The sequence below is a fragment of the Blastococcus sp. SYSU D00813 genome (assembly GCF_054050735.1).
This window is the reverse complement of sequence record NZ_JBJGZX010000022.1, coordinates 1-21,720: the sequence shown is the minus strand read 5'-3', so window position 1 is coordinate 21,720 and position 21,720 is coordinate 1. Positions and strand designations below refer to the sequence as shown.

Annotated in this window: 22 protein-coding genes; 3 read left to right on the top strand and 19 right to left on the bottom strand. The window is 75.3% G+C overall.

Features of this window, described 5'->3' with window-relative positions:
• Positions 1-11 precede the first annotated feature (11 nt).
• On the bottom strand, positions 12-1,133 hold the full coding sequence (locus ACI8AX_RS15400; protein WP_456550711.1) for an Rv2578c family radical SAM protein: 1,122 nt from the start codon (positions 1,131-1,133) through the stop codon (positions 12-14).
• Positions 1,134-1,274: 141 nt separating this feature from the next.
• Here ACI8AX_RS15400 and ACI8AX_RS15395 point away from each other — a divergent pair, with 141 nt between their 5' ends.
• Entirely contained in the window at positions 1,275-1,526 is a 252-nt protein-coding gene (locus ACI8AX_RS15395) for a glutaredoxin family protein (RefSeq protein ID WP_456550710.1), read from the top strand.
• Here ACI8AX_RS15395 and ACI8AX_RS15390 read toward each other — a convergent pair.
• Both ACI8AX_RS15390 and ACI8AX_RS15385 read right to left on the bottom strand, forming a co-directional pair.
• Entirely contained in the window at positions 1,523-1,990 is a 468-nt protein-coding gene (locus tag ACI8AX_RS15390) for an Lrp/AsnC family transcriptional regulator (protein ID WP_456550709.1), read from the bottom strand. The two genes, ACI8AX_RS15395 and ACI8AX_RS15390, sit on opposite strands and share 4 nt — an antisense overlap.
• Positions 1,965-3,104 (bottom strand): M24 family metallopeptidase, encoded by a 1,140-nt coding sequence (locus tag ACI8AX_RS15385; RefSeq protein ID WP_456550708.1) that lies wholly within the window; start codon positions 3,102-3,104, stop codon positions 1,965-1,967. The genes ACI8AX_RS15390 and ACI8AX_RS15385 overlap by 26 nt, the downstream gene beginning before the upstream one ends.
• Before the next feature lie 76 nt (positions 3,105-3,180).
• On the opposite strand from ACI8AX_RS15385, the gene ACI8AX_RS15380 reads away from it, so the two are divergent.
• Positions 3,181-4,098, top strand: a complete 918-nt coding sequence (locus tag ACI8AX_RS15380) for a 5'-3' exonuclease (RefSeq protein WP_456550758.1) — start codon at positions 3,181-3,183, stop codon at positions 4,096-4,098.
• A 19-nt stretch (positions 4,099-4,117) separates the two neighbouring features.
• Here ACI8AX_RS15380 and ACI8AX_RS15375 read toward each other — a convergent pair whose 3' ends face one another.
• From ACI8AX_RS15375 to ACI8AX_RS15335, 9 genes are all read right to left on the bottom strand, one after another.
• Complete coding sequence (locus ACI8AX_RS15375; RefSeq protein WP_456550707.1) at positions 4,118-4,738, bottom strand: DUF4333 domain-containing protein; 621 nt, start codon at positions 4,736-4,738, stop codon at positions 4,118-4,120.
• Positions 4,739-4,844: 106 nt separating this feature from the next.
• Positions 4,845-7,712 carry a DEAD/DEAH box helicase gene (locus ACI8AX_RS15370; RefSeq protein ID WP_456550706.1) on the bottom strand — a complete coding sequence of 956 codons (2,868 nt, stop codon included), beginning with the start codon at positions 7,710-7,712 and terminating at the stop codon, positions 4,845-4,847.
• A gap of 197 nt (positions 7,713-7,909) precedes the next feature.
• Complete coding sequence (locus ACI8AX_RS15365) at positions 7,910-8,758, bottom strand: SDR family NAD(P)-dependent oxidoreductase (RefSeq protein WP_456550705.1); 849 nt, start codon at positions 8,756-8,758, stop codon at positions 7,910-7,912.
• A 48-nt stretch (positions 8,759-8,806) separates the two neighbouring features.
• Positions 8,807-9,730 (bottom strand): diacylglycerol kinase family protein, encoded by a 924-nt coding sequence (locus ACI8AX_RS15360; protein ID WP_456550704.1) that lies wholly within the window; start codon positions 9,728-9,730, stop codon positions 8,807-8,809.
• Between the two features lie 7 nt (positions 9,731-9,737).
• Positions 9,738-10,622 (bottom strand): twin-arginine translocase subunit TatC, encoded by an 885-nt coding sequence (gene tatC, locus ACI8AX_RS15355; RefSeq protein WP_456550703.1) that lies wholly within the window; start codon positions 10,620-10,622, stop codon positions 9,738-9,740.
• An 89-nt stretch (positions 10,623-10,711) separates the two neighbouring features.
• The gene (gene tatA, locus ACI8AX_RS15350) at positions 10,712-11,068 is read right to left on the bottom strand and encodes a Sec-independent protein translocase subunit TatA (RefSeq protein ID WP_456550702.1); all 357 of its coding nucleotides are present in this window, start codon (positions 11,066-11,068) and stop codon (positions 10,712-10,714) included.
• A gap of 66 nt (positions 11,069-11,134) precedes the next feature.
• Entirely contained in the window at positions 11,135-11,353 is a 219-nt protein-coding gene (locus tag ACI8AX_RS15345; RefSeq protein ID WP_456550701.1) for a hypothetical protein, read from the bottom strand.
• A 10-nt stretch (positions 11,354-11,363) separates the two neighbouring features.
• Positions 11,364-12,347 (bottom strand): helix-turn-helix transcriptional regulator, encoded by a 984-nt coding sequence (locus tag ACI8AX_RS15340; protein ID WP_456550700.1) that lies wholly within the window; start codon positions 12,345-12,347, stop codon positions 11,364-11,366.
• A 55-nt stretch (positions 12,348-12,402) separates the two neighbouring features.
• On the bottom strand, positions 12,403-13,380 hold the full coding sequence (locus tag ACI8AX_RS15335; protein WP_456550699.1) for a helix-turn-helix transcriptional regulator: 978 nt from the start codon (positions 13,378-13,380) through the stop codon (positions 12,403-12,405).
• A 112-nt stretch (positions 13,381-13,492) separates the two neighbouring features.
• Between ACI8AX_RS15335 and ACI8AX_RS15330 the strand changes: the two genes are divergently transcribed.
• A complete protein-coding gene (locus ACI8AX_RS15330) occupies positions 13,493-14,638 on the top strand; it encodes a DUF3866 family protein (RefSeq protein WP_456550698.1) in 1,146 nt (381 codons plus the stop codon).
• A gap of 72 nt (positions 14,639-14,710) precedes the next feature.
• Here the strand turns inward: ACI8AX_RS15330 and pafA are convergent, their stop codons facing one another.
• From pafA to ACI8AX_RS15295, 7 genes are all read right to left on the bottom strand, one after another.
• A complete protein-coding gene (gene pafA, locus ACI8AX_RS15325) occupies positions 14,711-16,069 on the bottom strand; it encodes a Pup--protein ligase (protein ID WP_456550697.1) in 1,359 nt (452 codons plus the stop codon).
• Between the two features lie 110 nt (positions 16,070-16,179).
• A complete protein-coding gene (prcA, locus tag ACI8AX_RS15320) occupies positions 16,180-17,085 on the bottom strand; it encodes a proteasome subunit alpha (RefSeq protein WP_456550696.1) in 906 nt (301 codons plus the stop codon).
• A 5-nt stretch (positions 17,086-17,090) separates the two neighbouring features.
• Complete coding sequence (prcB, locus tag ACI8AX_RS15315; RefSeq protein ID WP_456550695.1) at positions 17,091-17,942, bottom strand: proteasome subunit beta; 852 nt, start codon at positions 17,940-17,942, stop codon at positions 17,091-17,093.
• 147 nt (positions 17,943-18,089) lie between these two features.
• On the bottom strand, positions 18,090-18,833 hold the full coding sequence (locus ACI8AX_RS15310) for an endonuclease VII domain-containing protein (protein WP_456550694.1): 744 nt from the start codon (positions 18,831-18,833) through the stop codon (positions 18,090-18,092).
• Positions 18,834-18,857: 24 nt separating this feature from the next.
• Positions 18,858-19,067 (bottom strand): ubiquitin-like protein Pup, encoded by a 210-nt coding sequence (locus ACI8AX_RS15305; RefSeq protein ID WP_456550693.1) that lies wholly within the window; start codon positions 19,065-19,067, stop codon positions 18,858-18,860.
• 81 nt (positions 19,068-19,148) lie between these two features.
• Entirely contained in the window at positions 19,149-20,654 is a 1,506-nt protein-coding gene (gene dop, locus ACI8AX_RS15300; protein ID WP_456550692.1) for a depupylase/deamidase Dop, read from the bottom strand.
• Between the two features lie 53 nt (positions 20,655-20,707).
• The gene (locus tag ACI8AX_RS15295; RefSeq protein WP_456550691.1) at positions 20,708-21,601 is read right to left on the bottom strand and encodes a septum formation family protein; all 894 of its coding nucleotides are present in this window, start codon (positions 21,599-21,601) and stop codon (positions 20,708-20,710) included.
• Between the last annotated feature and the right edge of the window lie 119 nt (positions 21,602-21,720).

Here is a 21,720-nt window from a genome sequence, read left to right as displayed (position 1 = left end):
TCCCTCCGGCGTCAGAGCAGCGTGAGCTGTTCGGGCACCTCGTCGACCCGGGAGGTGGCCGGCGTGGACGTCGCGCCCGCCAGGGCGACGGCAGGCTCCTCCTGGCGCTCCGGCATGCTCCCGGCCGGGAAGGCCGCCTCGTCGTCGCCCGGGACGCCGACGCCGCGCGCCTCTCCCCCGGCCTGCCGGTCCAGCCCGTGCGCCGCCAGCAGCGGCGCGACCCGGCCGGCCAGCCACTGCCGGTACTCGGCCGGCACGTAGGCGCCGCGGCCGTACAGCTGCCGGTAGCGCGGCACCAGCTGCGGGTGCTCCCGCGCCAGCCAGGCGGTGAACCACTCGCGGGCGCCGGGGCGCAGGTGCAGCGGCACCACGGTCACGCCGGTCGCGCCCGCCGCGGCGATGGCGCCGATCGCGGCGTCGAGGTCGGCGAGGCGGTCGGTGAGACCGGGCAGCACCGGGGCGAGGAAGACCCCGCAGGGCAGGCCGGCGTCGGTCAGCGCCCGGACGAGGTCGAGCCGGGCCCGCGGCGAGGGCACACCGGGCTCGAGGGCGGCGTGCAGCTCCTCGTCCCAGATCGCCATCGAGACGCCCAGGCCGACCGGCACCTCGCGCGCGGCCGCCGCGAGCAGCGGGAGGTCGCGGCGCAGCAGCGTGCCCTTGGTGAGGATCGAGAACGGCGTGCCGGAGCCGGCCAGGGCGCCGATCACCCCGGGCATCAGCCGGTAGCGGCCCTCGGCGCGCTGGTAGGGGTCGGTGTTGGTGCCCAGCGCCACGTGCTCCCGCTTCCACGAGGGCCGGGCGAGCTCCCTGCGCAGCACGTCGACGAGGTTGGTCTTGACGACGATCTGCGTGTCGAAGTCCCGCCCGCTGTCCATCTCCAGCCACTGGTGCGAGCCACGGGAGTAGCAGTAGACGCACTGGTGGGAGCACCCGCGGTACGGGTTGATCGTGTGCCGGAAGGGCATCGCCGAGTCGGCCGGGACGGCGTTGAGCGCCGACCTCGCCCGCACCTCGTGGAACGTCAGCCCCGGGAACTCCGGCACCTCGACGCTGCGCAGCAGCCCCCGGATCGACGGCATGCCCGGCAGGGTCGTGCCGTCGTCCAGGTCCAGCCGTTGGGCGTCCCACCGCACCCGACCATGCGAACACACGTTCGATGCGGTGTCCAGCGGGACACGGCGCCCCGAGTCCGTTGCCGTGGCCACGGTGCGGGCGCACCCTGGCACCACCAGCCACCAGCCACCAGCCACCAGCCACCTGGCGGGAGGCCTGTCATGCCCGACGACACCCCGGTCGTGTACTACCGGCCGGGCTGCCCGTACTCGGCCGCGCTGCGCGCTCGGCTCACGCTCCTCCGGATCCCGCACCGCTCGGTGCGCTTCCGCGACGACGAGGAGGGAGCGGCGGCCGTCCGTGCCCACCACGAGCGGGGCCACGAGATCTCGCCGACCGTGCTCGTCGGGGGCCAGTACCTGACCAACCCGTCGCCGCGGCAGGTCCGCGAGGCGATGGCCGCCGCCGGCTAGATCGGCGGGCGGTCCTCGAACACGGTGGAGAGCACGACCGTCGTCCGCGTGCTCACGTTCGCCAGCGTCCGGATCTCGCGCAGCAGGTGCTCGAGCGCCTCCGTCGTGGGCACGCGGACCTTGAGCACGTAGCTCTCCTCCCCCGCCACCGAGTGGCACGCCTCGATGGCGGCCAGGTGCGCGAGCTTGCCCGGCGCCTCCTCGGCCCGGGCCACGTCGATCGGGGTGATCGCCACGAAGGCGGTCAGGCCCAGGCCCAGCCCGGCCGCGTCCAGCGTCGCCTTGTACCCGGTGATCAGGCCGCGCTGCTCCAGCCGCCGCACCCGCTGGTGCACCGCCGACACCGACAGCCCCACCCGCTCGGCCAGCTCGGTGTAGCTGGCGCGGCCGTCCCGGGCGAGCGCGGCGAGCAGGGTGCGGTCGACGTCCGCGGGCGCCTCAGCCGGGGAGTCGGACGAGCTCACGGGGACCGTGGTTGACCGAGCGCACGCCGTCGGCGGTGCAGATGACGATGTCCTCGATGCGGGCGCCGCAGGTCCCGGCGAGGTAGATGCCCGGCTCGACCGAGAAGGCCATGCCCGGCACGAGTGCCAGGTCGTTGCCCTCGACGATGTAGGGCGCCTCGTGCGTGTCGAGGCCGATGCCGTGGCCGGTGCGGTGGATGAAGTGCTCACCCCAGCCGGCCTCGGCGATCACCCGGCGGGCGGTCGCGTCGACCTCCTCGGCCGCGACGCCCGGCCGGACGGCGGCGACCGCCGCCCCCTGCGCCTCCTGCAGGACGGCGTACCACTCGGCGGTGCGGGCGTCGGGCTCGCCGCCGACGACGTAGGTGCGGGTGCAGTCGGAGCGGTAGCCGGAGGCGATCACCCCGCCGATGTCGACGACGACGACGTCCCCGGCCACCACGACCCGGTCGGAGAGCTCGTGGTGCGGGCTCGCGCCGTTCGGACCGGAGCCGACGATGGTGAAGTCCACCCCGACGTGCCCCTCGGCGAGGATCGCGGCGGCGATGTCGGCGCCCACCTCGGCCTCCGTGCGTCCGACCCGGAGGAACTCGGCCATCCGGGCGTGCACCCGGTCGATCGCGGCGCCCGCGGTGACCAGCTCGGCCACCTCGGCGTCGGTCTTGACCATGCGCAGCCGGTCGAGGACGGGCGTCGCCAGCTCCAGCGCCGAGCCGGGCAGCGCCCGCTGCACGCCGAGAGCGTGCTCGGCCCAGGTCCGGGCACCCACGGCGACCCGTGCCGGCGCGGCGCCGAGCCGGCCGGCGGCCTCGCGGGCGAGCAGGGCGAAGGCGTCGTCGGTCTCGGCCCAGGCCAGGACCTCCAGCCCCAGCGCGCCGGCCGGGCTCGCGTCGACCATCGGCGCCTCGAGACGCGGCACCACGAGGAACGGCTCCCCGCGCCGCGGCACCGCCAGCGCGGTCAGCCGCTCCATGGCGTGCGCGTCGTAGCCGCTGAGGTAGCGCAGGTCCGACCCCGGTGTCACCACCAGCAGGTCCAGACCCAGTTCCTCGGCCACGTCCCGCGCGGCGTGCACCCGCCCGATCGTCACCAGTGCCCCCGTGTCGCTGCTCACGACCGGAGGATATCCGTGGGGCACGACCGATCCCGCCCGAGTTCCCGGGCCGTTACCGTGCCCGCTCGTGACGACGATGCTGCTGGACGCGGCCAGCCTGTACTTCCGGGCCTTCTACGGGGTGCCGACGAGCGTGACCTCGCCCGACGGCCGGCCGGTGAACGCGGTCCGCGGCTTCCTCGACATGACCGCCCGGCTGATCACCACCCACGGGCCCGACCGCTGGGTGGCCTGCTGGGACGACGACTGGCGTCCGGCCTTCCGGGTCGAGGCCCTGCCGTCGTACAAGGCGCACCGGCTGGCCCCGGAGGGCGGCGAGGAGGTCCCCGACGAGCTCGGCCCGCAGGTGCCGGTGCTCGTCGAGGTCCTGGCCGCGGCGGGGCTCGCGCGGGTCGGCGCGCCGGGCTACGAGGCCGACGACGTCATCGGCACCCTGGCCACCCGCGCCCGCGGGCCGGTCGACATCGTGACCGGCGACCGCGACCTCTTCCAGCTCGTCGACGACGCCCGCGGCATCCGGGTGCTCTACACCGCCCGCGGGATCATGGACATTGAGGTCGTGGACGAGGCGGCGGTGACGGCGAAGTACGGCATCCCCGGGCAGGCGTACGCGGACTTCGCCGTGCTGCGCGGCGACCCCAGCGACGGGCTGCCGGGGGTGGCCGGGATCGGCGCCAAGACCGCCGCGGCGCTGATCAGCGAGTTCGGCGACCTCGCGGGCATCCGGGCGGCCGCGGCGCGGACCGTCGTCCCGAAGGTGCCGCTGACCGCCGCGGTGCTGAAGAAGCTGCACGCCGGCGCGGACTACCTCGACGCCGCACCCGTCGTCGTGGCGGTGGCGAAGGACGTCGACCTGCCCGCTGTCGACGGCGACCTGCCGCGCCGGCCGGCCGACCCGCAGGCCCTGGCCGCGCTGGCCGAGGCGCACGGCATCGGCTCCTCGCTGCGCCGGCTCGGGGCGGCGCTGGGCTGGCCGGCCGACGCGCTCGACTGAGCGCGCCGGCCGGAGCCGCTCAGCTGTCGGCCGGGCCCCAGGTGTAGTCGCCGTCCTCGCTGGTGATCTCGATCGTGATCGACACCTCGCCCTGGCCCTCCTCGGTGCCGGTGCAGGTGTAGGTGTTGCCCACCTCGACCTCCATGTCGTCCGGGCAGCTCAGGTTGCTGAGCGTGGTCCCGTACTGGCTGGAGTACTGCTCGGTGACGGCCGACTGCACGGCGCCGGCCTCGAGCACGGTCTTGTCGAACACGAACAGCGGCAGGATGATCGCCGCCGCCACGACGACGAGGCCGAGGACGACGAGGCCGACGACCAGCCCGGTCTTCGACTTCTTCTGCGGCTGGCCGTACTGGCCCTGCCCGTACTGACCCTGGCCGTAGCCGGGCTGCCCGAACTGGCCGCCGGGCTGCTGGCCGTACTGGGGCTGCCCGTACTGCTGGCCCGGCTGCCCGTACTGACCCGGCTGACCGCCCTGCTGGCCGTACTGGGGCTGGCCGTACTGCTGACCGGGCTGCCCGTACTGTCCGGGCTGGCCGTACCCACCGGGCGCCGGCTGGCCGTACTGGGGCTGCCCGTACTGCTGGCCCGGCTGCCCGTACTGGCCCGGCTGGTTGCCACCCTGCGGTGGGTTGGTCATCGTCGCTCCCGGTCGGACGGTCTTCTGCTGCTCCGTGGCGCCCCCGGTGGGGGCGGTCCGCATTGTGCACCACAGCCGTCCCGACCACGGGCTCCCGACGCGCAGGTCACCCGCCCGCGGCGACCGCCACCACGCCGCGGCGCACGCGCGGGACCGCCGCGCGCGCGGTCGCGGCGACCGCGTCGTCGGCGGTCTTGCCGAGCTGGTCGAGCAGGTCGAGCAGCTGTCGCGCCCAGCGGACGAAGTCGCCGCCGGACAGCTCCGTGCCCGCCTGCTCGGCGCCGGCGAGCACCCGGTCGAGGTCCTGCCCGTCGGCCCAGCGGTAGGCGGCCCAGGCGAAACCGAGGTCCAGGTCGCGGGTGTGCGGCACGCCGTGGTCGGCCTCGACGTCGACCAGCCGGGCGCGGATGCGGCGCATCTCGGCGATCGCGGCGGACACCTTCCCGGCGGGGACCGCCGGCTGGGCCGGCGTGTCCCGGCGCGCCTCGAAGACCACCGTGGAGACGACGGCGGCGAGCTCCGCCGGGGTCAGGCCGCGCCAGGCGCCGGCGCGCAGGCACTCGGCGACCAGCAGGTCGGCCTCGGACCAGATGCGCGACAGCCGGCGGCCCTCCTCGGTGACGACCGGGAGGTCGTCGGTCGCCGGCACGACGGCGGTGTCGGCCGGCACCAGCGGCACGGTCTCCGGCACGAGGTAGCCCAGCTCCTCCAGCACGTCGCAGGTGCGGTCGAACTGGCGGGTCAGCGAGCCGGTGCGCTCGGCCATGCGCCGCTGCAGCGCGTCGGCCTCCGAGACGGCGCGCAGCCACCGGTCGGCGGCGCGCACCCGCTCCTCGCGGTCGGGCAGCGAGTGCACCGGGTGCGCCTTCAGCGCGCGCCGCAGGTCGTGCAGGACCGGGTCGTCGGCGGCGGCCGAGCGGTGCTTGACCCGCCGTGCGCCGAGGTCGTGCTCGACGCGGGCGTTGCGCAGCGTGGCGGCGAGGTCCCGGCGGGCGTGCGGGCTGCGGTGGTTGAAGTTCCGCGGCACGCGGACCCGGGCCAGCGGGGTCACCGGCGTCGGGAAGTCGACGGCGGCCAGCCGGCCGGCCCACTTGTCCTCGGTGACCACCAGCGGGCGCGGCTCGCCGTCCCCGCTCAGCCCGGCGTCGGGCACCCCGGGGTCCAGGACGACGGCGAGCCCCTGCCGCCGGCCCGAGGGGACCCGGATGACGTCGCCGGGCCGCAGCGCAGCCAGCGCCTCGGCGGCCTCGAGCCGGCGCTTGGCCTGGGAGTCCCGGGAGAGCTCCTTCTCCCGGTCGGAGATCTGCCGGCGCAGCCGCACGTACTCGGCGACGTCGCCGCCCTCGCTCGACATCTCCGCGGCGAACCGCTCGGCGTCGCGCTCGTGCCGCGCCGCCGACCGGGCCAGGCCGACGACCGAGCGGTCGGCCTGGAACTGCGCGAACGACGACGCCAGCAGCTCCCGGGCGCGGGCCCGGCCGAAGCTGCCGACCAGGTTGACGGCCATGTTGTAGCTGGGCCGGAACGACGAGCGCAGCGGGTAGGTGCGGGTGCTGGCCAGGCCGGCCACGACCGAGGGGTCCATGCCCGGCGCCCAGACGACGACCGCGTGCCCCTCGACGTCGATGCCGCGGCGGCCGGCGCGCCCGGTGAGCTGGGTGTACTCCCCCGGCGTCACGTCGACGTGCGCCTCGCCGTTCCACTTGACCAGCCGCTCCAGGACGACGGTGCGGGCGGGCATGTTGATGCCCAGCGCCAGGGTCTCGGTGGCGAACACGGCCTTGACCAGACCGCGGACGAAGCACTCCTCGACCGTCTCCTTGAAGGCGGGGACCAGGCCGGCGTGGTGGGCGGCGAGCCCGGCGAGCAGGCCCTCGCGCCACTCCCAGAACCCCAGCACGTGCAGGTCCTGCTCGGGCAGCGAGCCGGTGTGCTCGTCGATGATCGCGGCGATCTCCGCGCGTTCGGCCTCGTCGGTCAGCCGCAGCCCGGCCCGGAGGCACTGGTCGACGGCGGCGTCGCAGCCGTTGCGGCTGAACACGAAGGTGATGGCCGGCAACAGCCCGGCGCGGTCCAGCCGCTCGACGACCTCGGGCCGCGCCGGCGGGCGGAAGCGCGGACGGTGCTCGAAGCCCTCCCGCCGGCGGGTGCCGCCCCCTCCCCCGCCGCCCCACGTGTCCAGCCGGCGCTCGTACTCGCGCACGAAGCGGACCAGCTCGGGGTCCACGACCGAGGCGCCCCGCTCGCGGGTGGACTGGTGGCGCGGGTCCTCCCCCTGCTCGGCGGCGTGCGCGGCCGGCCGGAGGGAGAACAGGTCGAACACGCGGTTGCCGACCAGCATGTGCTGCCACAGCGGGATCGGCCGGACCTCGCTGACCACGACCCGGGTGTGGCCGCGCACGGTGACCAGCCAGTCGGCGAACTCCTCGGCGTTGCTGACCGTGGCCGACAGCGACACCAGCGTCACCGACTGCGGGAGGTGGATGATCACCTCCTCCCAGACGGCGCCGCGGAAGCGGTCGGCGAGGTAGTGCACCTCGTCCATCACCACGTAGCCCAGGCCGGTCAGCGCCGGGGACTCGGCGTAGAGCATGTTGCGCAGCACCTCGGTGGTCATGACCACCACGGGCGCGTCCCCGTTGATCGCGTTGTCGCCGGTCAGCAGCCCGACCCGGGACTCGCCGTAGCGCTCCACCAGGTCGGCGTACTTCTGGTTCGACAGGGCCTTGATCGGCGTCGTGTAGAAGGCCTTGCGGCCCTCGGTCAGCGCCTTGTGGACGGCGAACTCGCCGACGACGGTCTTGCCGGCGCCGGTCGGGGCGCAGACGAGGACGCCCGCGCCCTCGTCGAGGGCCTCGCACGCCTCCACCTGGAACGGGTCGAGGGAGAACCCGAGCTCCGCCGTGAAGTCGGCGAGGGCCGGGTGCGCGCTCCGCCGCCGGGCAGCCGCGTACCGCTCAGCGGGGCTGGACATGGCCCCCACGGTAGGCGCTCGGCGCCGGTCCCTCAGCCGGGACTGCGTACGGGGGCTCCTCCTCGGTGCTCCTCCCCCTTGCCGGCGCGCCCGGCCGCCTTCCGCGGCGACGTTGTTGGGGATAACGGTCGAGTGACCGGCCGTGGGGCAGGGCGCGCGGCGGGCGTGCGAGCCGCAGCGGGTAGCCGGGTCCTCCGTCAGTCCTGGGGCGGGCCGCCGAGGACGGGCCCGCCGTCGACGGCGAACGTCTGGCCGGAGACGTAGGCCGAGGCGTCCGAGGCGAGGAAGAGGACCGCCCGCGCGACGTCGGCCGGGACGCCGATCCGGCCCAGCGCCGTGCCGCGGCCCATCTGCTCCGGGTCCAGCCCCGCGACCTCCCACGCGGCCGAGGCCCGCTCGGAGGCGATGCCGCCGACGGCGATGCAGTTGGCGCGGACGCCATGACGCCCCCACTCCGCGGCCGTCACCCGGGTGAACATCTGCAGCGCGGCCTTCGCGGCGCTGTACCCGGCGCCGTACCGGACGCCGGTGACCCCGGCGCCGGAGGAGAGGTTGACGATGGCGCCGCGGCCGGCGGCGATCATGTGCCGACCGGCCTCGCGGGTGCACAGGAACGGGCCCTTGGCGTTGAGGTCGAACACCGAGTCCCACGCCCGGGCCGGAGTGTCCTCGAGCGGGCCCATGCGGGTGCCGCCGGCGTTGTTGACCAGGACGTCGACCCGGCCGAAGGCCGCCACGGTCGCCTCCACCATGGCGACGACCGACTCCTCCCGCTTGACGTCGGTGGGCACCGCGAGGACCCGGACGCCGGGGTTGCCCACCCGGGGCCCCAGCTCCTCCAGCTCGGCCCGCACCCGCTGCAGGTCGGCCTCGGTGCGCGCGGCGAGGACGACACCCTCGGCGCCGTGCCGGACGAAGAGCCGTGCGGTCTCGGCGCCGATGCCGGTGCCGCCGCCGGTGACGATCGCGGTCCTCCCGCGGAGGCTCAGGAGGTCGGCGGGCGGGTCGACGGGCGGGTCGGCGGGCGTGTCGGCGGGCACGGTCACGGGGCCTCCTCGTCCGGGGCCGGCGTCCCTCCGCCGGGCTGCCGCACGCTAGCCGCCCGGCGACGCCCCGTCCCGGCCGCGGCCGGCGCCCACGACCCGCAGCGCCCCGGCGACGCACTCGGCCACGGCGGGCAGCGGCGCCACCCGCTCGCCGTCGGCGTACGTGGTGAGCCCCGGTGCGTGCAGCTCCACGCGGGAGGCGCGGTGCACGGTGACCGCAGGGTGCTCGACGTGGGTCCCGGCGGTCAGCCGCGGCCGGGTACGCACGAGCTCCCGGCGGGTCACCGGACCGACCACGGTCACGTCGAACGAGCCGTCGGCGGGGTCGGCCGCCGGGCAGACGCGCATGCCGCCGCCGTACCAGGCGGTGTTGCCGACGGCGACGAGCGTCACCGGCACCGTGGTCGCCTCGCCGTCGAGCGTGAGCCGCACCTCCCGCGGCCGCAGCCGGGCCAGCTCGGCGAGGATGGCGACGTCGTAGCGGCGGGGGCCGCGGGGCCAGCGCAGCCGGTTGGCCCGGTCGGTGACGGCCGAGTCGAAGCCGCAGCAGAGCACGGTGGCCCACCACCGCTCCCCCGTCCGGCCGGCGTCCACGGTGGTGCCGGCGCCGGCCAGGAGGTCCTCGGCCGCCGCGGCGGCGGCCGCCAGCGGGTCGGCGGGGACGCCGAGGGCCAGGGCGAGGTCGTTGCCGGTGCCGGCGGGGACGACGGCCAGCGGGGTCGCCGTCCCGGCCACGGCCTGCAGCCCGGCGTGCGCGGCGCCGTCCCCGCCGACGGCGACCACGGCGGCGGCCCCGTCGGCGACGGCCGCGGTGGCCTGCCGCTCCGCCTCGTCGCGGGTGGTGGCGGGCAGCACCCGCGGGACCACCCCACCGGCGCGCAGGGCGTCGAGGACCCCGGCGGCCGCGGACCGCGCCCGGCCGCGCCCGGCGGCGGGGCTGACGAGGACGGCCGCGGTGGGCCCGGGGCGCACCGCGGGGTCAGCGCGCGGTCGGGGCGCGGCGGCCGGGGACCGCCTGCTCGTCCAGCGCGGAGGGGCTCGCGTCGAGGGCGGAGGGGCTGGCGTCCAGCGGCGAGGCCTCGTCGTCGTCCAGGTCGTGGAAGTGTTCGGCGGCGGCCCGCTTGGCCCGCCGCCGGTCGACGAAGCGGGCGATCTGGATGGCCAGCTCGAACAGCACGCACATGGGCGCGGCCATCAGCAGCATCGTGAACGGGTCCTGCGTGGGCGTGATGAACGCCGCGAACACGATGGTGAGGAAGTAGATCCAGCGCCGGCCCTTGCGCAGCGCCTCGTAGCTCAGGACGCCGATGAGGTTGAGCACCACGGCGATGAGCGGCAGCTCGAAGCTCACGCCGAAGGCGAGCAGCAGCGCGATCACGAAGCCGATGTAGTCCTGGGCCGTCAGCGCGATGGCCACCCCGTCACCGGCCAGCCCGAGCAGGAGCTCCAGGCCCTTGGCCAGCGAGATGTAGGCCAGCGCCGCGCCGAGGGCGAACAGCGACGACGAGGCGGCGACGAACGAGACGCCGTAGCGCTTCTCGTTCCGCTTCAGGCCCGGGGTGATGAACGCCCAGAGCTGGTAGAGCCAGAACGGCGCCGACAGGACGATCCCGACGATGAACGAGATCTTGAGCCGGATCAGGGCTCCGCCGATCACGTCGGTGACCAGCAGGTCGCAGTCCTCGGCCGTCCCGCCGGTGCCCAGCGCGCGCAGGTCGCTGTCGAGCCCGCAGTAGGGCGCCCGGATGAACTCGCCGAGCCCGTGCTCGTACCACCAGAACGCGACGGCGGTCGCGATGAGGACGAAGAAGAGCGCCTTGCCGATGCGGTTGCGCAGCTCGGTCAGGTGCGCGATGAGCGACATCGTCGCCGCCGGGTCCCGCGGCGGCCGGCGCCGCCGGCGTCTCTGGGGAGGAGCGGCCTCGCTCACCGTCGTCGTGCCGGGGCCGGGGGTCAGCGCTGGGTGTCGGCGGAGTTCGCCGCCGCGGCGCGCGCCCGGAGGGCGGCGGCCTGCGCCTCGGCCGCGCGGGCCTCGGCCTCGAGCTGGGCGGCGTGCGCCTGGGCCGCGGTGGTCTCACCGGCCGGCGCGACGATCTCCCCGCGCACCGGCGCCGAGGTCTGCGCCGGCTCCTTGCCGCGCACCTCGGTGGCCTTGTCGGCGCGGTCGTCGTCCTTCATGCCCTTCATCTCGCCCTTGAAGATCCGCAGCGAGCGGCCGAGGGAGCGGGAGGCGTCGGGCAGCTTCTTGTACCCGAAGAGCAGCAGGACAGCCAGGATGATCAGACCGATCTCCAGCGGGCCGAGGTTCATCGGGGTTTCCTCCAGGGGTGGGCGGTGTCCCGATCCTACGCCGGGGTCCGGCCCCGGCCATCCCCCTCAGCTGGGGGTAACCCGCTGTTCACCGGAGGGCACGGCGCTCCGGTCCGCGGCCCGCGCCTGCACGGCCTGGGCCTGGGCGAGCAGCGGCGCGACCTCCCGCTCGAGGGCCTGCGCCTCGCGGCCCAGCCGCTGCAGCGCGCCGAGGACGCCGTACGCCAGCCCGGCCAGGACGACCAGGCACAGCACCGGGACGGCGATCCACACGACCAACAGCACGCGGTCGACCCTAGCCGCCGGTGGCGGTGCCGGTGCCGTACCGGGCCAGCGCGGCCCGGGCGTCGGCGGCGACGGCGGCGGCGAGCTCCGCCGGCTCGTCCACCACGGCGCCACCGCCCAGGGTGGCCACCAGGCGGCGGGCCCAGGCGAGGTCGGCGGTGCGGACGGCGACGGCGAGCCCGCCGGGCGGGTCGTCGACCTCGCGGACCTCCTCCACCGGGTAGTACTCGGCGACCCAGCGGGCGCTGCCGGCCAGCCGCAGCCGCACCAGCGGGGCCTCGGGGCCGGGCCGGTAGACGCCGCCCTCGACGTCGCGCTCGTGCGCCTCGGGCGGCGGGGCGGCGGGCTCGTCGAGCACCACCACGTCGTCCACCCGGTCCAGGCGGAACAGCCGCACGCCCTCGGCCCGGCGGCACCACGCCTCCAGGTAGGTGTGGCCGTCGACCAGGAGCAGCCGCATCGGGTCGACGGTGCGCTCGGTCCGCTCGTCGCGGGTGGGGACGTAGTAGTGCAGGTGCAGCGCGCGGCCGCGCTCGAGCCCCTCCCGGACGACGGCCAGGGCCTGCTCGCGGGCGTCGACCGACAGCGCGACCGGGGTGACCCGCTCCCCGGCGTGCCCGGCGACCGCGGAGACCTTGGCCAGCGCCCGGCTCACGGCCTCCCGCTCGGCCAGGCCCGGCGACTCCAGCAGCGCCCGCAGCGCGACGACCAGCGCCACCGCCTCGTCGGTGGTCAGCCGCAGCGGCCGGACCATGCCCGCGGTGAAGGTGACCCGCACCCGGTCGCCCTCGAACGAGAGGTCGATCAGGTCGCCCGGGCCGTAGCCGGGCAGGCCGCACATCCAGAGCAGCTCGAGGTCGCGGCGCAGCTGCTTCTCGGGGACGCCGAAGTCGCGGGCGGCCTCGGCCAGCGGGACGCCGTCGGGCCGGGCGGTCAGGTACGGGACGAGCGACAGCAGCCGCGTCATCCGCTCGGTCGTGCCGGGCGCGCTCATCTCGCGGTCCCGGCGCGGACGTGGAGCGCCGGCGGAGCGTCTCCGTGGGGTGAGCTCATGCGGTGCCCCCGATCGCGGCCAGCCGGGTCAGGCGCTCGACGACCGCGTCGCGGACCGCCTGCGGGGACTCGACCAGCACGTCGGCGCCGTAGGCGGCCAGCTCGTCGGCCAGCCGCCACGGCTCGGTGGTGCGCAGCTGCAGCAGGTCGTCCCCGTCGGCGGCCGGGCCCAGCGGGGTCGCCCGGCGGCGCAGGCCCACCGCCGTCCCGGGGCGGGCCCGGACGACGACGAGCTGCTCCTCTCCCCCGTCCTGCCGGGCCACCAGGGCGGCGAGGTCGAGGTCGGCCGGGGGCTCGAAGGCGCCGGCCGGACCGGTCACCCGCGGCGCCCCGACCACGCGGGAGAGCCGGAAGACCCGCGGCGCCTGCCGGTCGAGGTCGTGGCCGACGAGGTACCACCGGCCGTGCCAGGCCACCACGCCCCAGGGCTGCACCCGGCGGCGGGCCGGGGCGCCCTCGTCGGGCCGCCGGTAGTCGAACTCGACCTGCCGCCGGTCGCGGGCGGCGGTGTAGCAGGGCTCGAAGGCCGGCTCGTCGGAGTCCAGCCGCGGCCGCACCGGCAGTGCCCGGGCCGGGTCGACGTCCACCCCGGCGGCCTTGAGCTTGACCAGGGCGCTCTGCGCGGCGCCGGCCAGCTGCGCGGACTCCCACAGCCGCAGCGCGAGGCCGACGGCGGCGGCCTCCTCACCGGTGAGCGTCAGCTCGGGCAGCTCGTAGTCGGCGCGGGCGATGCGGTAGCCGTCCTCGGTGTCGAAGGCGCTGGTCCGGCCGGTCTCCAGCGGGACGCCCATCTCCCGCAGGTCGGCCTTGTCGCGCTCGAACATCCGCTTGAAGGCCTCGTCGGCCCGCTCGGTGCCGTCGTCGGCCTCGTACCCGGGCACGGTGGCCCGGATCTTCGCCGCGCTGACGTACTGCCGGGTGCCGAGGAGGGCGATGACCAGGTTGACCAGTCGTTCCGCCCGCTTCGCCGCCACGCGTCCAAGACTAGGGCCCCGTCCCGTTCCGCCACCCGGAGCGGCCCCGGTGCAGGGGCCCGCGGCGGGCTCGCGAGGCGTGGCCAGCACCGGGGTCCTTAGTCTGCTGGCCGTGGGGGACGACCAGACGACCGTGAGCCGCATCCGCTGGCGGCGGGGCACCGTGACCGACGTCGGCCGCGCGTGGCGCGACGCCGTGGAGCTGACCGTGGAGGTGCCCGGGGACGGCGCCGTCCGCTCGCTGGCGCACCCGTCGATCGTCGGGCGCCCCGAGGTGGGCGACGACGTGCTGCTCAACACGACGGCGTGGGCGCAGCGGCTGGGCACCGGCGGGTACGCGCTCGTGGTCGCGGTCCCCGACCGGCTCCCGCCGGACCCGACCGGCCCCGGGCACCTGGTCAAGGCGAGGTACACGCCGCTGCAGGTGAGCGTGCAGGGCGTCGACGAGCAGGACACCGAGCACCACGCGGCGATCGCCGAGGCCGACGACCTCGACGGCATGCCCGTGGTCGTCGCCGACCTGCACTCGGCGCTCCCGGCGGTGCTGATCGGCGTCCTGGCCACCGACCCCGACCTGAAGGTCGCCTACGTGATGACCGACGGCGGGGCGCTGCCGGCCGGCTTCTCCCGGACGCTGTCGGCGCTGCGGCCGTCGCTGGCCGGGGTCGTGACCGTCGGGCAGGCCTTCGGCGGCGACCTCGAGGCCGTCACCGTGCACACCGGCCTGCTCGCCGCCCGGCACGTGCTCGGCGCCGACGTGGCGATCGTCAGCCAGGGCCCGGGCAACCTCGGCACCGGCACGCCGTGGGGCTTCTCCGGGGTGGCCGCCGGCGAGGCCTGCAACGCCGTTGCCGTGCTCGGCGGTCAGCCGGTGGGGGCGCTGCGGATCTCCGACGCCGACCCCCGGCCACGCCACCGCGGCGTCTCGCACCACTCGCTGACCGCGTTCGGCCGGGTCGCCCTGGGCGGGGTGACCCTCGTGGCGCCGCGCGGCCTCGGGTCCGAGCTGGGCCGGCAGGTCGAGGAGGACCTGGCCGGGCAGCCCGAGCGCAACCCGGTCGTGTGGATGGACGTCGACGGGCTGGAGGAGGCGCTGGGCCTCTCCCCCGTGCCGCTGTCGACGATGGGCCGCGGCTACGACGAGGAGCGCCCGTACTTCCTGGCCGCGGCCGCCGCCGGCCGCTACGCCGCCCTCCGGGTCCCCCTGCCGGCCCGCACCGAGGCGGAGCCGGCCCCCGAGGACTCGGCGGCCGGGTGACCGGACGGCGGGTGGCCCTCCCGCAGGGGCCCGCCGCGGGCCCGCGGGCGGCGGGGGCAGGCGGGCCCTTCCTCACATCGAGGCGATCAGCTTGTCCACGCGCTCGTCGACGGACTTGAACGGGTCCTTGCACAGCACGGTGCGCTGGGCCTGGTCGTTGAGCTTGAGGTGCACCCAGTCGACGGTGAAGTCGCGCCGCTTCTCCTGCGCCCGGCGGATGAACTCGCCGCGCAGCTTCGCGCGGGTTGTCTGCGGCGGGACGTTCTTCGCCTCGAAGACGCGGGGCTCGTGCGCAACCCGCTCGACCGCGCCGTTGCGCTCGAGGAGGTAGTACAGGCCCCGACGCCGGCTGATGTCGTGGTAGGCGAGGTCCATCTGGGCGATGCGGGGGTGCGACAGCGGCAGGTCGTTCTTGGCCCGGTAGCGCTCGATGAGCTGGAACTTCGTCGCCCAGTCGATCTCCCGCTCGATCAGCGAGAGGTCCCCGCCGTCGACGGCCTTGATCACCCGGCCCCACAGCTCGAGCATCTGCCGGTGCACCGGGCCGAAGCCCTCCCGGTCGACGAACTCGGTGGCGCGGGCGTGGTACTCGCTCTGGATCTCCAGCGCCGACATCTCCCGGCCGTTGGCCAGCCGGACCTTGCGGCGGCCGGTCATGTCATGGCTGATCTCGCGGATGGCGCGGATCGGGTTCTCCAGGGCCATGTCCCGGATCGGCACGCCGGCCTCGATCATCCGCAGCACCAGGTCGGTGGCGGCGACCTTGAGCAGGGTCGTCGTCTCGTTCATGTTCGAGTCGCCGACGATGACGTGCAGCCGGCGGTAGCGCTCGGCGTCGGCGTGCGGCTCGTCGCGGGTGTTGATGATGGGCCGCGAGCGGGTGGTGGCGCTGGAGACGCCCTCCCAGATGTGCTCGGCGCGCTGGCTGACGCAGTAGATGGCCCCGCGCGGGGTCTGCAGCACCTTGCCGGCGCCGACGATGATCTGCCGGCTGACCAGGAACGGGATGAGGACGTCGGCCAGGCGGCTGAACTCCCCGTGCCGGCCGACGAGGTAGTTCTCGTGGCAGCCGTAGCTGTTGCCGGCGGAGTCGGTGTTGTTCTTGAACAGGTAGATGTCGCCGGTGACGCCCTCCTCGGCCAGCCGCTGCTCGGCGTCGACCAGCAGGCCCTCGAGGATCCGCTCGCCGGCCTTGTCGTGGACGACGAGCTCGGTGATGTCGTCGCACTCGGCGGTGGCGTACTCGGGGTGGCTGCCGACGTCGAGGTAGAGCCGGGAGCCGTTGCGGAGGAACACGTTGGAGCTGCGGCCCCAGGACACCACGCGGCGGAACAGGTAGCGCGCGACCTCGTCCGGGGACAGCCGGCGCTGCCCCCGGAAGGTGCAGGTGACGCCGTACTCGGTCTCGATCCCGAAGATCCGTCGGTCCACGTCCCGAGACTAGGCGTCGGCGGCCACATCGGCCGGTCCCGGCGCGACGGATCGTGGCCCCGTCCAGAGGCTCACCGCGAACGTGCGAGCGGTGAGGGGACGGGGCCCTGCTACTGGCCCGTGTCGGACGGGCTGCCGTCCGTGCCGTCCTGCGGCCCCGGCTGGGGCCCGGCGCCCTCGCCGCCGCCCTCGGTCCCGCCGGCGGTGTCGGGGGCGGCGGGGTCGCCGAGGCCGGGCGGGGTGCCCGGCGCCGGGGTGCTGGGCGCGTGGGCCGCCGTCGTCCCCTCCCGGGCGTCCTCGCCGTCGCCGTTGCCGAGCAGCGAGTGCAGCGCCGCGCCCACGACGCGCCGGAAGGCGCGCTTGGGGCGCCGCCGGTCGAGGACGGCCACCTCCAGCTGGGTGGCCGGCAGCAGCTCCCCGTCGCCGCCGTTCTGGTTGACGGCGGGGCTGACGGCCGACAGGGCGCGGACGCCGACCATCAGCGCGTCGGCCAGGCCCATGCCCGGGGTGAAGTGCTCGCGCAGGTGCCCGGCGACGGCCTCGGCCTGGCCTCCCATGACGACGAAGTCGGACTCGTCGACGATCGACCCGTCGAAGGTGAGCCGGTAGAGCTGGTCGGACTCGCGGCTGTCGCCGACCTCGGCCACGCACAGCTCCACCTCGAAGGGCTTCATCTGCTCGGTGAAGACGGTGCCGAGGGTCTGCGCGTAGGCGTTGGCGATGACCCGGCCGGTGACGTCGCGGCGGTTGTAGGAGTAGCCGCGGACGTCGGCCAGGCGGACGCCGGCGACCCGCAGGCTCTCGAACTCGGAGTACCGGCCGACGGCGGCGAAGCCGATGCGGTCGTAGAGCTCGCTGACCTTGTGCAGCGTGGCGCTTGGGTTCTCGGCGATGAACAGGACGCCGTCGGCGTAGGTGAGGACGGCGACGCTGCGGCCGCGGGAGATGCCCTTGCGGGCGTACTCCGAGCGGTCGCGCATCAGCTGCTCGGGGGACGCGTAGTACGGCATGGTCATGGCGGTCAGGCTCCCGTCGCGTCGCGGTCGGCGGCGGTCCGCTCGGTGACGATCGTGTCGGCGACGGCGGCGACCTCGTCGTCGGTCAGCCGGACGGCCCCCTCGGCGTCCACCCGGTAGACGATCGGGTACAGCCGGCGCACCGGGTCGGGCCCGCCGGTGGCCGAGTCGTCGTCGGCGGCGTCGTACAGGGCCTCGACCACGGTGCGGGTGGCGGCGTCGGCGGAGAGGTCCTGCCGCCAGGTCTTCTTCAGCGAGCTGCGGGCGAACAGCGAGCCGGAGCCGACGGCGGCGTAGCCGCGCTCCTCGTAGTTCCCGCCGGTGACGTCGTAGCTGAAGATCCGGCCGGGGGTGGCCCCGGGGGCGGCGTCGAGGTCGTAGCCGGCGAACAGCGGGACGACGGCGAGACCCTGCAGGGCGGCGCCGAGGTTGCCGCGGATCATGCCGGCCAGCCGGTTGGCCTTGCCGTCGAGGGAGAGGGTGAGGCCCTCGATCTTCTCGTAGTGCTCGAGTTCCACCTGGTAGAGGCGGACCATCTCGATCGCGATGCCCGCGGCGCCGGCGATGCCGATCACCGACCAGGAGTCGGCCGGGTAGACCTTCTCGATGTCGCGGCTGGAGATGAGGTTGCCCATCGTGGCGCGGCGGTCGCCGCCCATGAGGACGCCGCCGGCGTAGGTGACGGCGACGATCGTCGTGCCGTGCGGGGTCAGGTCACCGGCGGGGAGCTGCGGGAGCGACCGGCGGCCGGGGAGCAGATCGGGGGCGGTGGTCGCGAGGAAGTCGGTGAAGGACGAGCCCACCCGGTCCAGGTACGCGGCCGGGAACCCGGTCCGATCGGTCGGCCACTGGCTCAACCCGTCCACCTCTCTCACACCCCTCGAGAGGGGCTGCCGATCGCTGGTCCGCGCGCCGACCGGCACGCCCGTCCGACCCTACCGGCGGGGTCGGACGGCGGCTGTCCGCGCCTCCGGGCCCGCGACGGGGCCGGGCGGGGCCGACGGTCAGCCGGCCGGCGGCCGGTGCACCTCGGCCGTCACCGCCGCCAGCCGCGCGCGGGCGATCGCGGCGGTCGAGCGTAGGCCACCCCGGCGGCGGACCTCGCGCCAGCCGAGATCGCGGAGCGGGCGACGCCGGCTCGGCCGTGGCGCCGCTCCACCCACCGCTCCTGCGCGGTGGCGCTCGACGTAGGAGGCGGCGGCGCGCAGGGCCACCGGGTCGTCCCTGAACTGGCCCAGGCCGCCGTTGCAGTTGAAGCACAGCAACCGGCGGACCTGGCCCGTCACGTGGTCGTGGTCGACGTGATCGGCCGGCGCTTTCCGGCAGATGGCGCAGTGGCCGCGCTGCTCCACGAGCAGAGCGTCGAATTCCTCGGCGGTGATGCCGTACCGACGACGGAGGTGGTAGCTCCGCTCGCCGCCGACCTTCTCCTTGGACGCTCGGCCGCGCGTGTCGTGACAGGGCTTGCAGTAGGAGTTGATTCCGCTACGTGTCGCCGAATTGCGTCCGACGGCCTCGAGGGGCAGGACGCTGTCGCAGTCCGGACACCACTTGTGCCCTTCGGGCACCGGAACGTCGTTGCGGTAGCGACGCTGCGGAGCCCCCCGCCTCTGCGTCTTGGCCGCTCGGTGCCGTCGACGCGCATGGGCCCGGCAGTAGAAGGCGTAGCCGTCCCTCGAATTCCGATTCCTCGTGAACTCGCTTATCGGCTGGTCGCTACCGCAGTCGCGGCAGAACGTGAACTCCATTCCGAGAAACGGAACGCAGGAGTCCTACTGACCCCCTTTTTGAACATACTGCCTGACGAATTCCTCCGAGTTCTCCTCGAGCACCTCGTCGATCTCGTCGAGGATCGAGTCGATGTCCTCGGTGACCTCCTTGTGGCGCTCGGCGGTCTCGGTGTCGACCGACGCCTCGACCTCCTCGGTCTCCTCGCGCGACCGCGTCGCCCGCTGCTGACCGCCGGTGTCCCTCGTGGCCATGCCGACCTCCCGTACAAGAGTCGAAGTGCCTGCTGAGGAGAACGCTACCCGCCGGGGGTGACATCCGAGCGGTCCGCGCGATCAGCCACCCGTGATGGTGTCGACCAGCTCCTGGGCGCTCGACGTCGACTCGAACAGGGCGCCCACGTGGTCCCGCGTGCCGCGCAGCGGCTCCATGGTCGGGATCCGCACGAGGTTCTCCCGGCCGAGGTCGAACACCACCGAGTCCCACGACGCCGCGGCGATCTGCGACGGGTAGCGCCGCAGGCACTCGCCCCGGAAGAACGCCCGGGTGTCCGACGGCGGCGTGACCATCGCCCGGTCCACCTCGTCGTCGGTCAGCAGCCGCTGCATCGAGCCCCGGGCGACCAGCCGGTGGTACAGGCCCTTCTCCGGCCGGACGTCGCTGTACTGCAGGTCGACCAGCTTCAGCCGCGAGTCCCCCCACGCCAGCCCGTCCCGCGACCGGTAGCCCTCCAGCAGCCGCAGCTTCGCCGGCCAGTCCAGCCGGTCGGCCAGCCGCATCGGGTCGTCGGCGAGGGCCTCGAGCACCTCGCCCCACTGCCGCAGCACGTCGGCGGTCTGCGCGTCGCCGTCCCCGCGCTGGTCGACGAAGCGCTGCGCCTGCTCGAGGTAGGCCTCCTGCACCTCCAGCGCGGTCATCTGCTGGCCGGTGCGCAGCCGCACCTTGTGGGTCAGCGACGGGTCGTGGCTGATCGCCTGCAGGGCCGCCACCGGCTCCTCGATCGTCAGGTCCCGGGTCAGCGCCCGCGCCTCGATGAGGGCCAGCACGAGCGACGTCGTCCCCACCTTCAGGTAGGTCGACAGCTCGGCGAGGTTGGCGTCGCCGATGATCACGTGCAGCCGGCGGTACTCGTCGGGGTTGGCGTGCGGCTCGTCGCGGGTGTTGATGATCGGCCGCTTCAGCGTCGTCTCCAGGCCGACCTCGACCTCGAAGAAGTCGGCGCGCTGGGAGAGCTGGAAGCCCTGGGTGCGGCCCTCCGTGCCGATGCCGACCCGCCCGGAGCCCGCCACCACCTGCCGCGTCACGAAGAACGGGATCAGCCCGCGGATGATCTCGACGAACGGCGTCCGGCGGTCCATCAGGTAGTTCTCGTGCGCGCCGTAGGAGGCGCCCTTGCCGTCGGTGTTGTTCTTGTACAGCTGGATGGGCTGCGTGCCCGGGACCCGCGCGGCCCGCCGCGCCGCCTCGGCCATGACCCGCTCCCCCGCCTTGTCCCACAGGACGACGTCGCGCGGGTTGGTCACCTCGGGCGTCGAGTACTCCGGGTGCGCGTGGTCGACGTACAGCCGGGCGCCGTTGGTGAGGATGACGTTGGCCATCCCGGCGTCCTCGTCCAGGTCGTTGTGGTCCAGCGCCTGCGCCGGGGACAGGTCGAAGCCGCGGGCGTCGCGCAGCGGCGACTCCTCCTCGAAGTCCCAGCGGGCCCGGCGCGGCGCCGGCGCCTCGGCCACCGACCAGGCGTTGACCACCTGGCTCGACAGCGTCGTCGGGTTCGCCGACGGCGACCCGGGCACCGAGATGCCGTACTCGACCTCGGTGCCCATGACCCGCCGCACGCTCATGCACCAACCCTAGGCCGCGGGCTGCCCGCCCCGGCGGACCCGTCGGGCGGCGGTCAGGGCCGCACGCTGCCGGTGCTCTGCCCCCCGCCCGCGGGCACGACCACGCACCGCGGTTCGGGGCCGGCGTTCCAGCCCTCCGCGGTGCCCACCCACACGTCGGCGGCGTACCCGAGGGGCAGCGGCCCGCCCAGGTACTCCTGCACCGCGCCGGCGCAGCTGCCCACCAGCCCCAGCCGGGTGGGCTCGTCGGGGTACGGCGCGCCCTCGGGCACGTCGGCCAGCCGGAACCCGGTCGGCTCGGCCTGGTGCGGCTCCGAGCACGGGACGACGTCGTAGGAGGTGGGCGTGCCGGCGAAGCAGACCCGGTAGGCGGCCCGGTCCGGCCCGGTCAGGGCGCGCGCCATCACGCCCGGGGCGGTCTCGGGGCTGGTGTAGCCGTAGAAGACGTCGCAGCGCATCCAGCGGGCGCCGGCCTCCCACTGCTCCTCGTCGGGCAGGAAGACGGCGTAGAAGGCGTAGGGGTCCTCCGGGTCCTCGCCGCCGAGGTAGGCCACCACGTCGTCCAGGTCGCACAGCTCGTCGACCTCGTCGGCCAGGTCGCCGTCGTCGGTGAGGTCGTCCTCGACCGGGCGCTCGTCCCCCTCGCCGAGCCCGGTGTCGCCGACCACCGCCGTCTCCGCGCTGTGCTCGCTGCCGCAGGACACCGGGGCCGGCGGGTCCAGCGGGCGGTCCTCCTGCCCGTCCTCGAGCAGGTAGCAGGTGCCCACCACGGGCGGGGCCGCCGGGTCGGCGTCGCCGGGACCGGCCACGGGCACCGTCGGCTTCGCGGCGCCGAGGTCGGCCGGTCGCGCGTCGCCGTCGACCGTGCTCGAGCAGCCGGCGAGCAGCACCAGCGCGCCCAGCGCGGTGAGCACCCACGCCGGGCTGGCGCGGTCGGCGGCACCCATGTCGAGCGGGCTCCCTCCACCCGGACGCCGGGGCCCGGCGCCGGGGGGGGGGGGGGGGGGGGGGGGGGGGGGGGGGGGGGGGGGGGGGGGGGGGGGGGGGGGGGGGGGGGGGGGGGGGG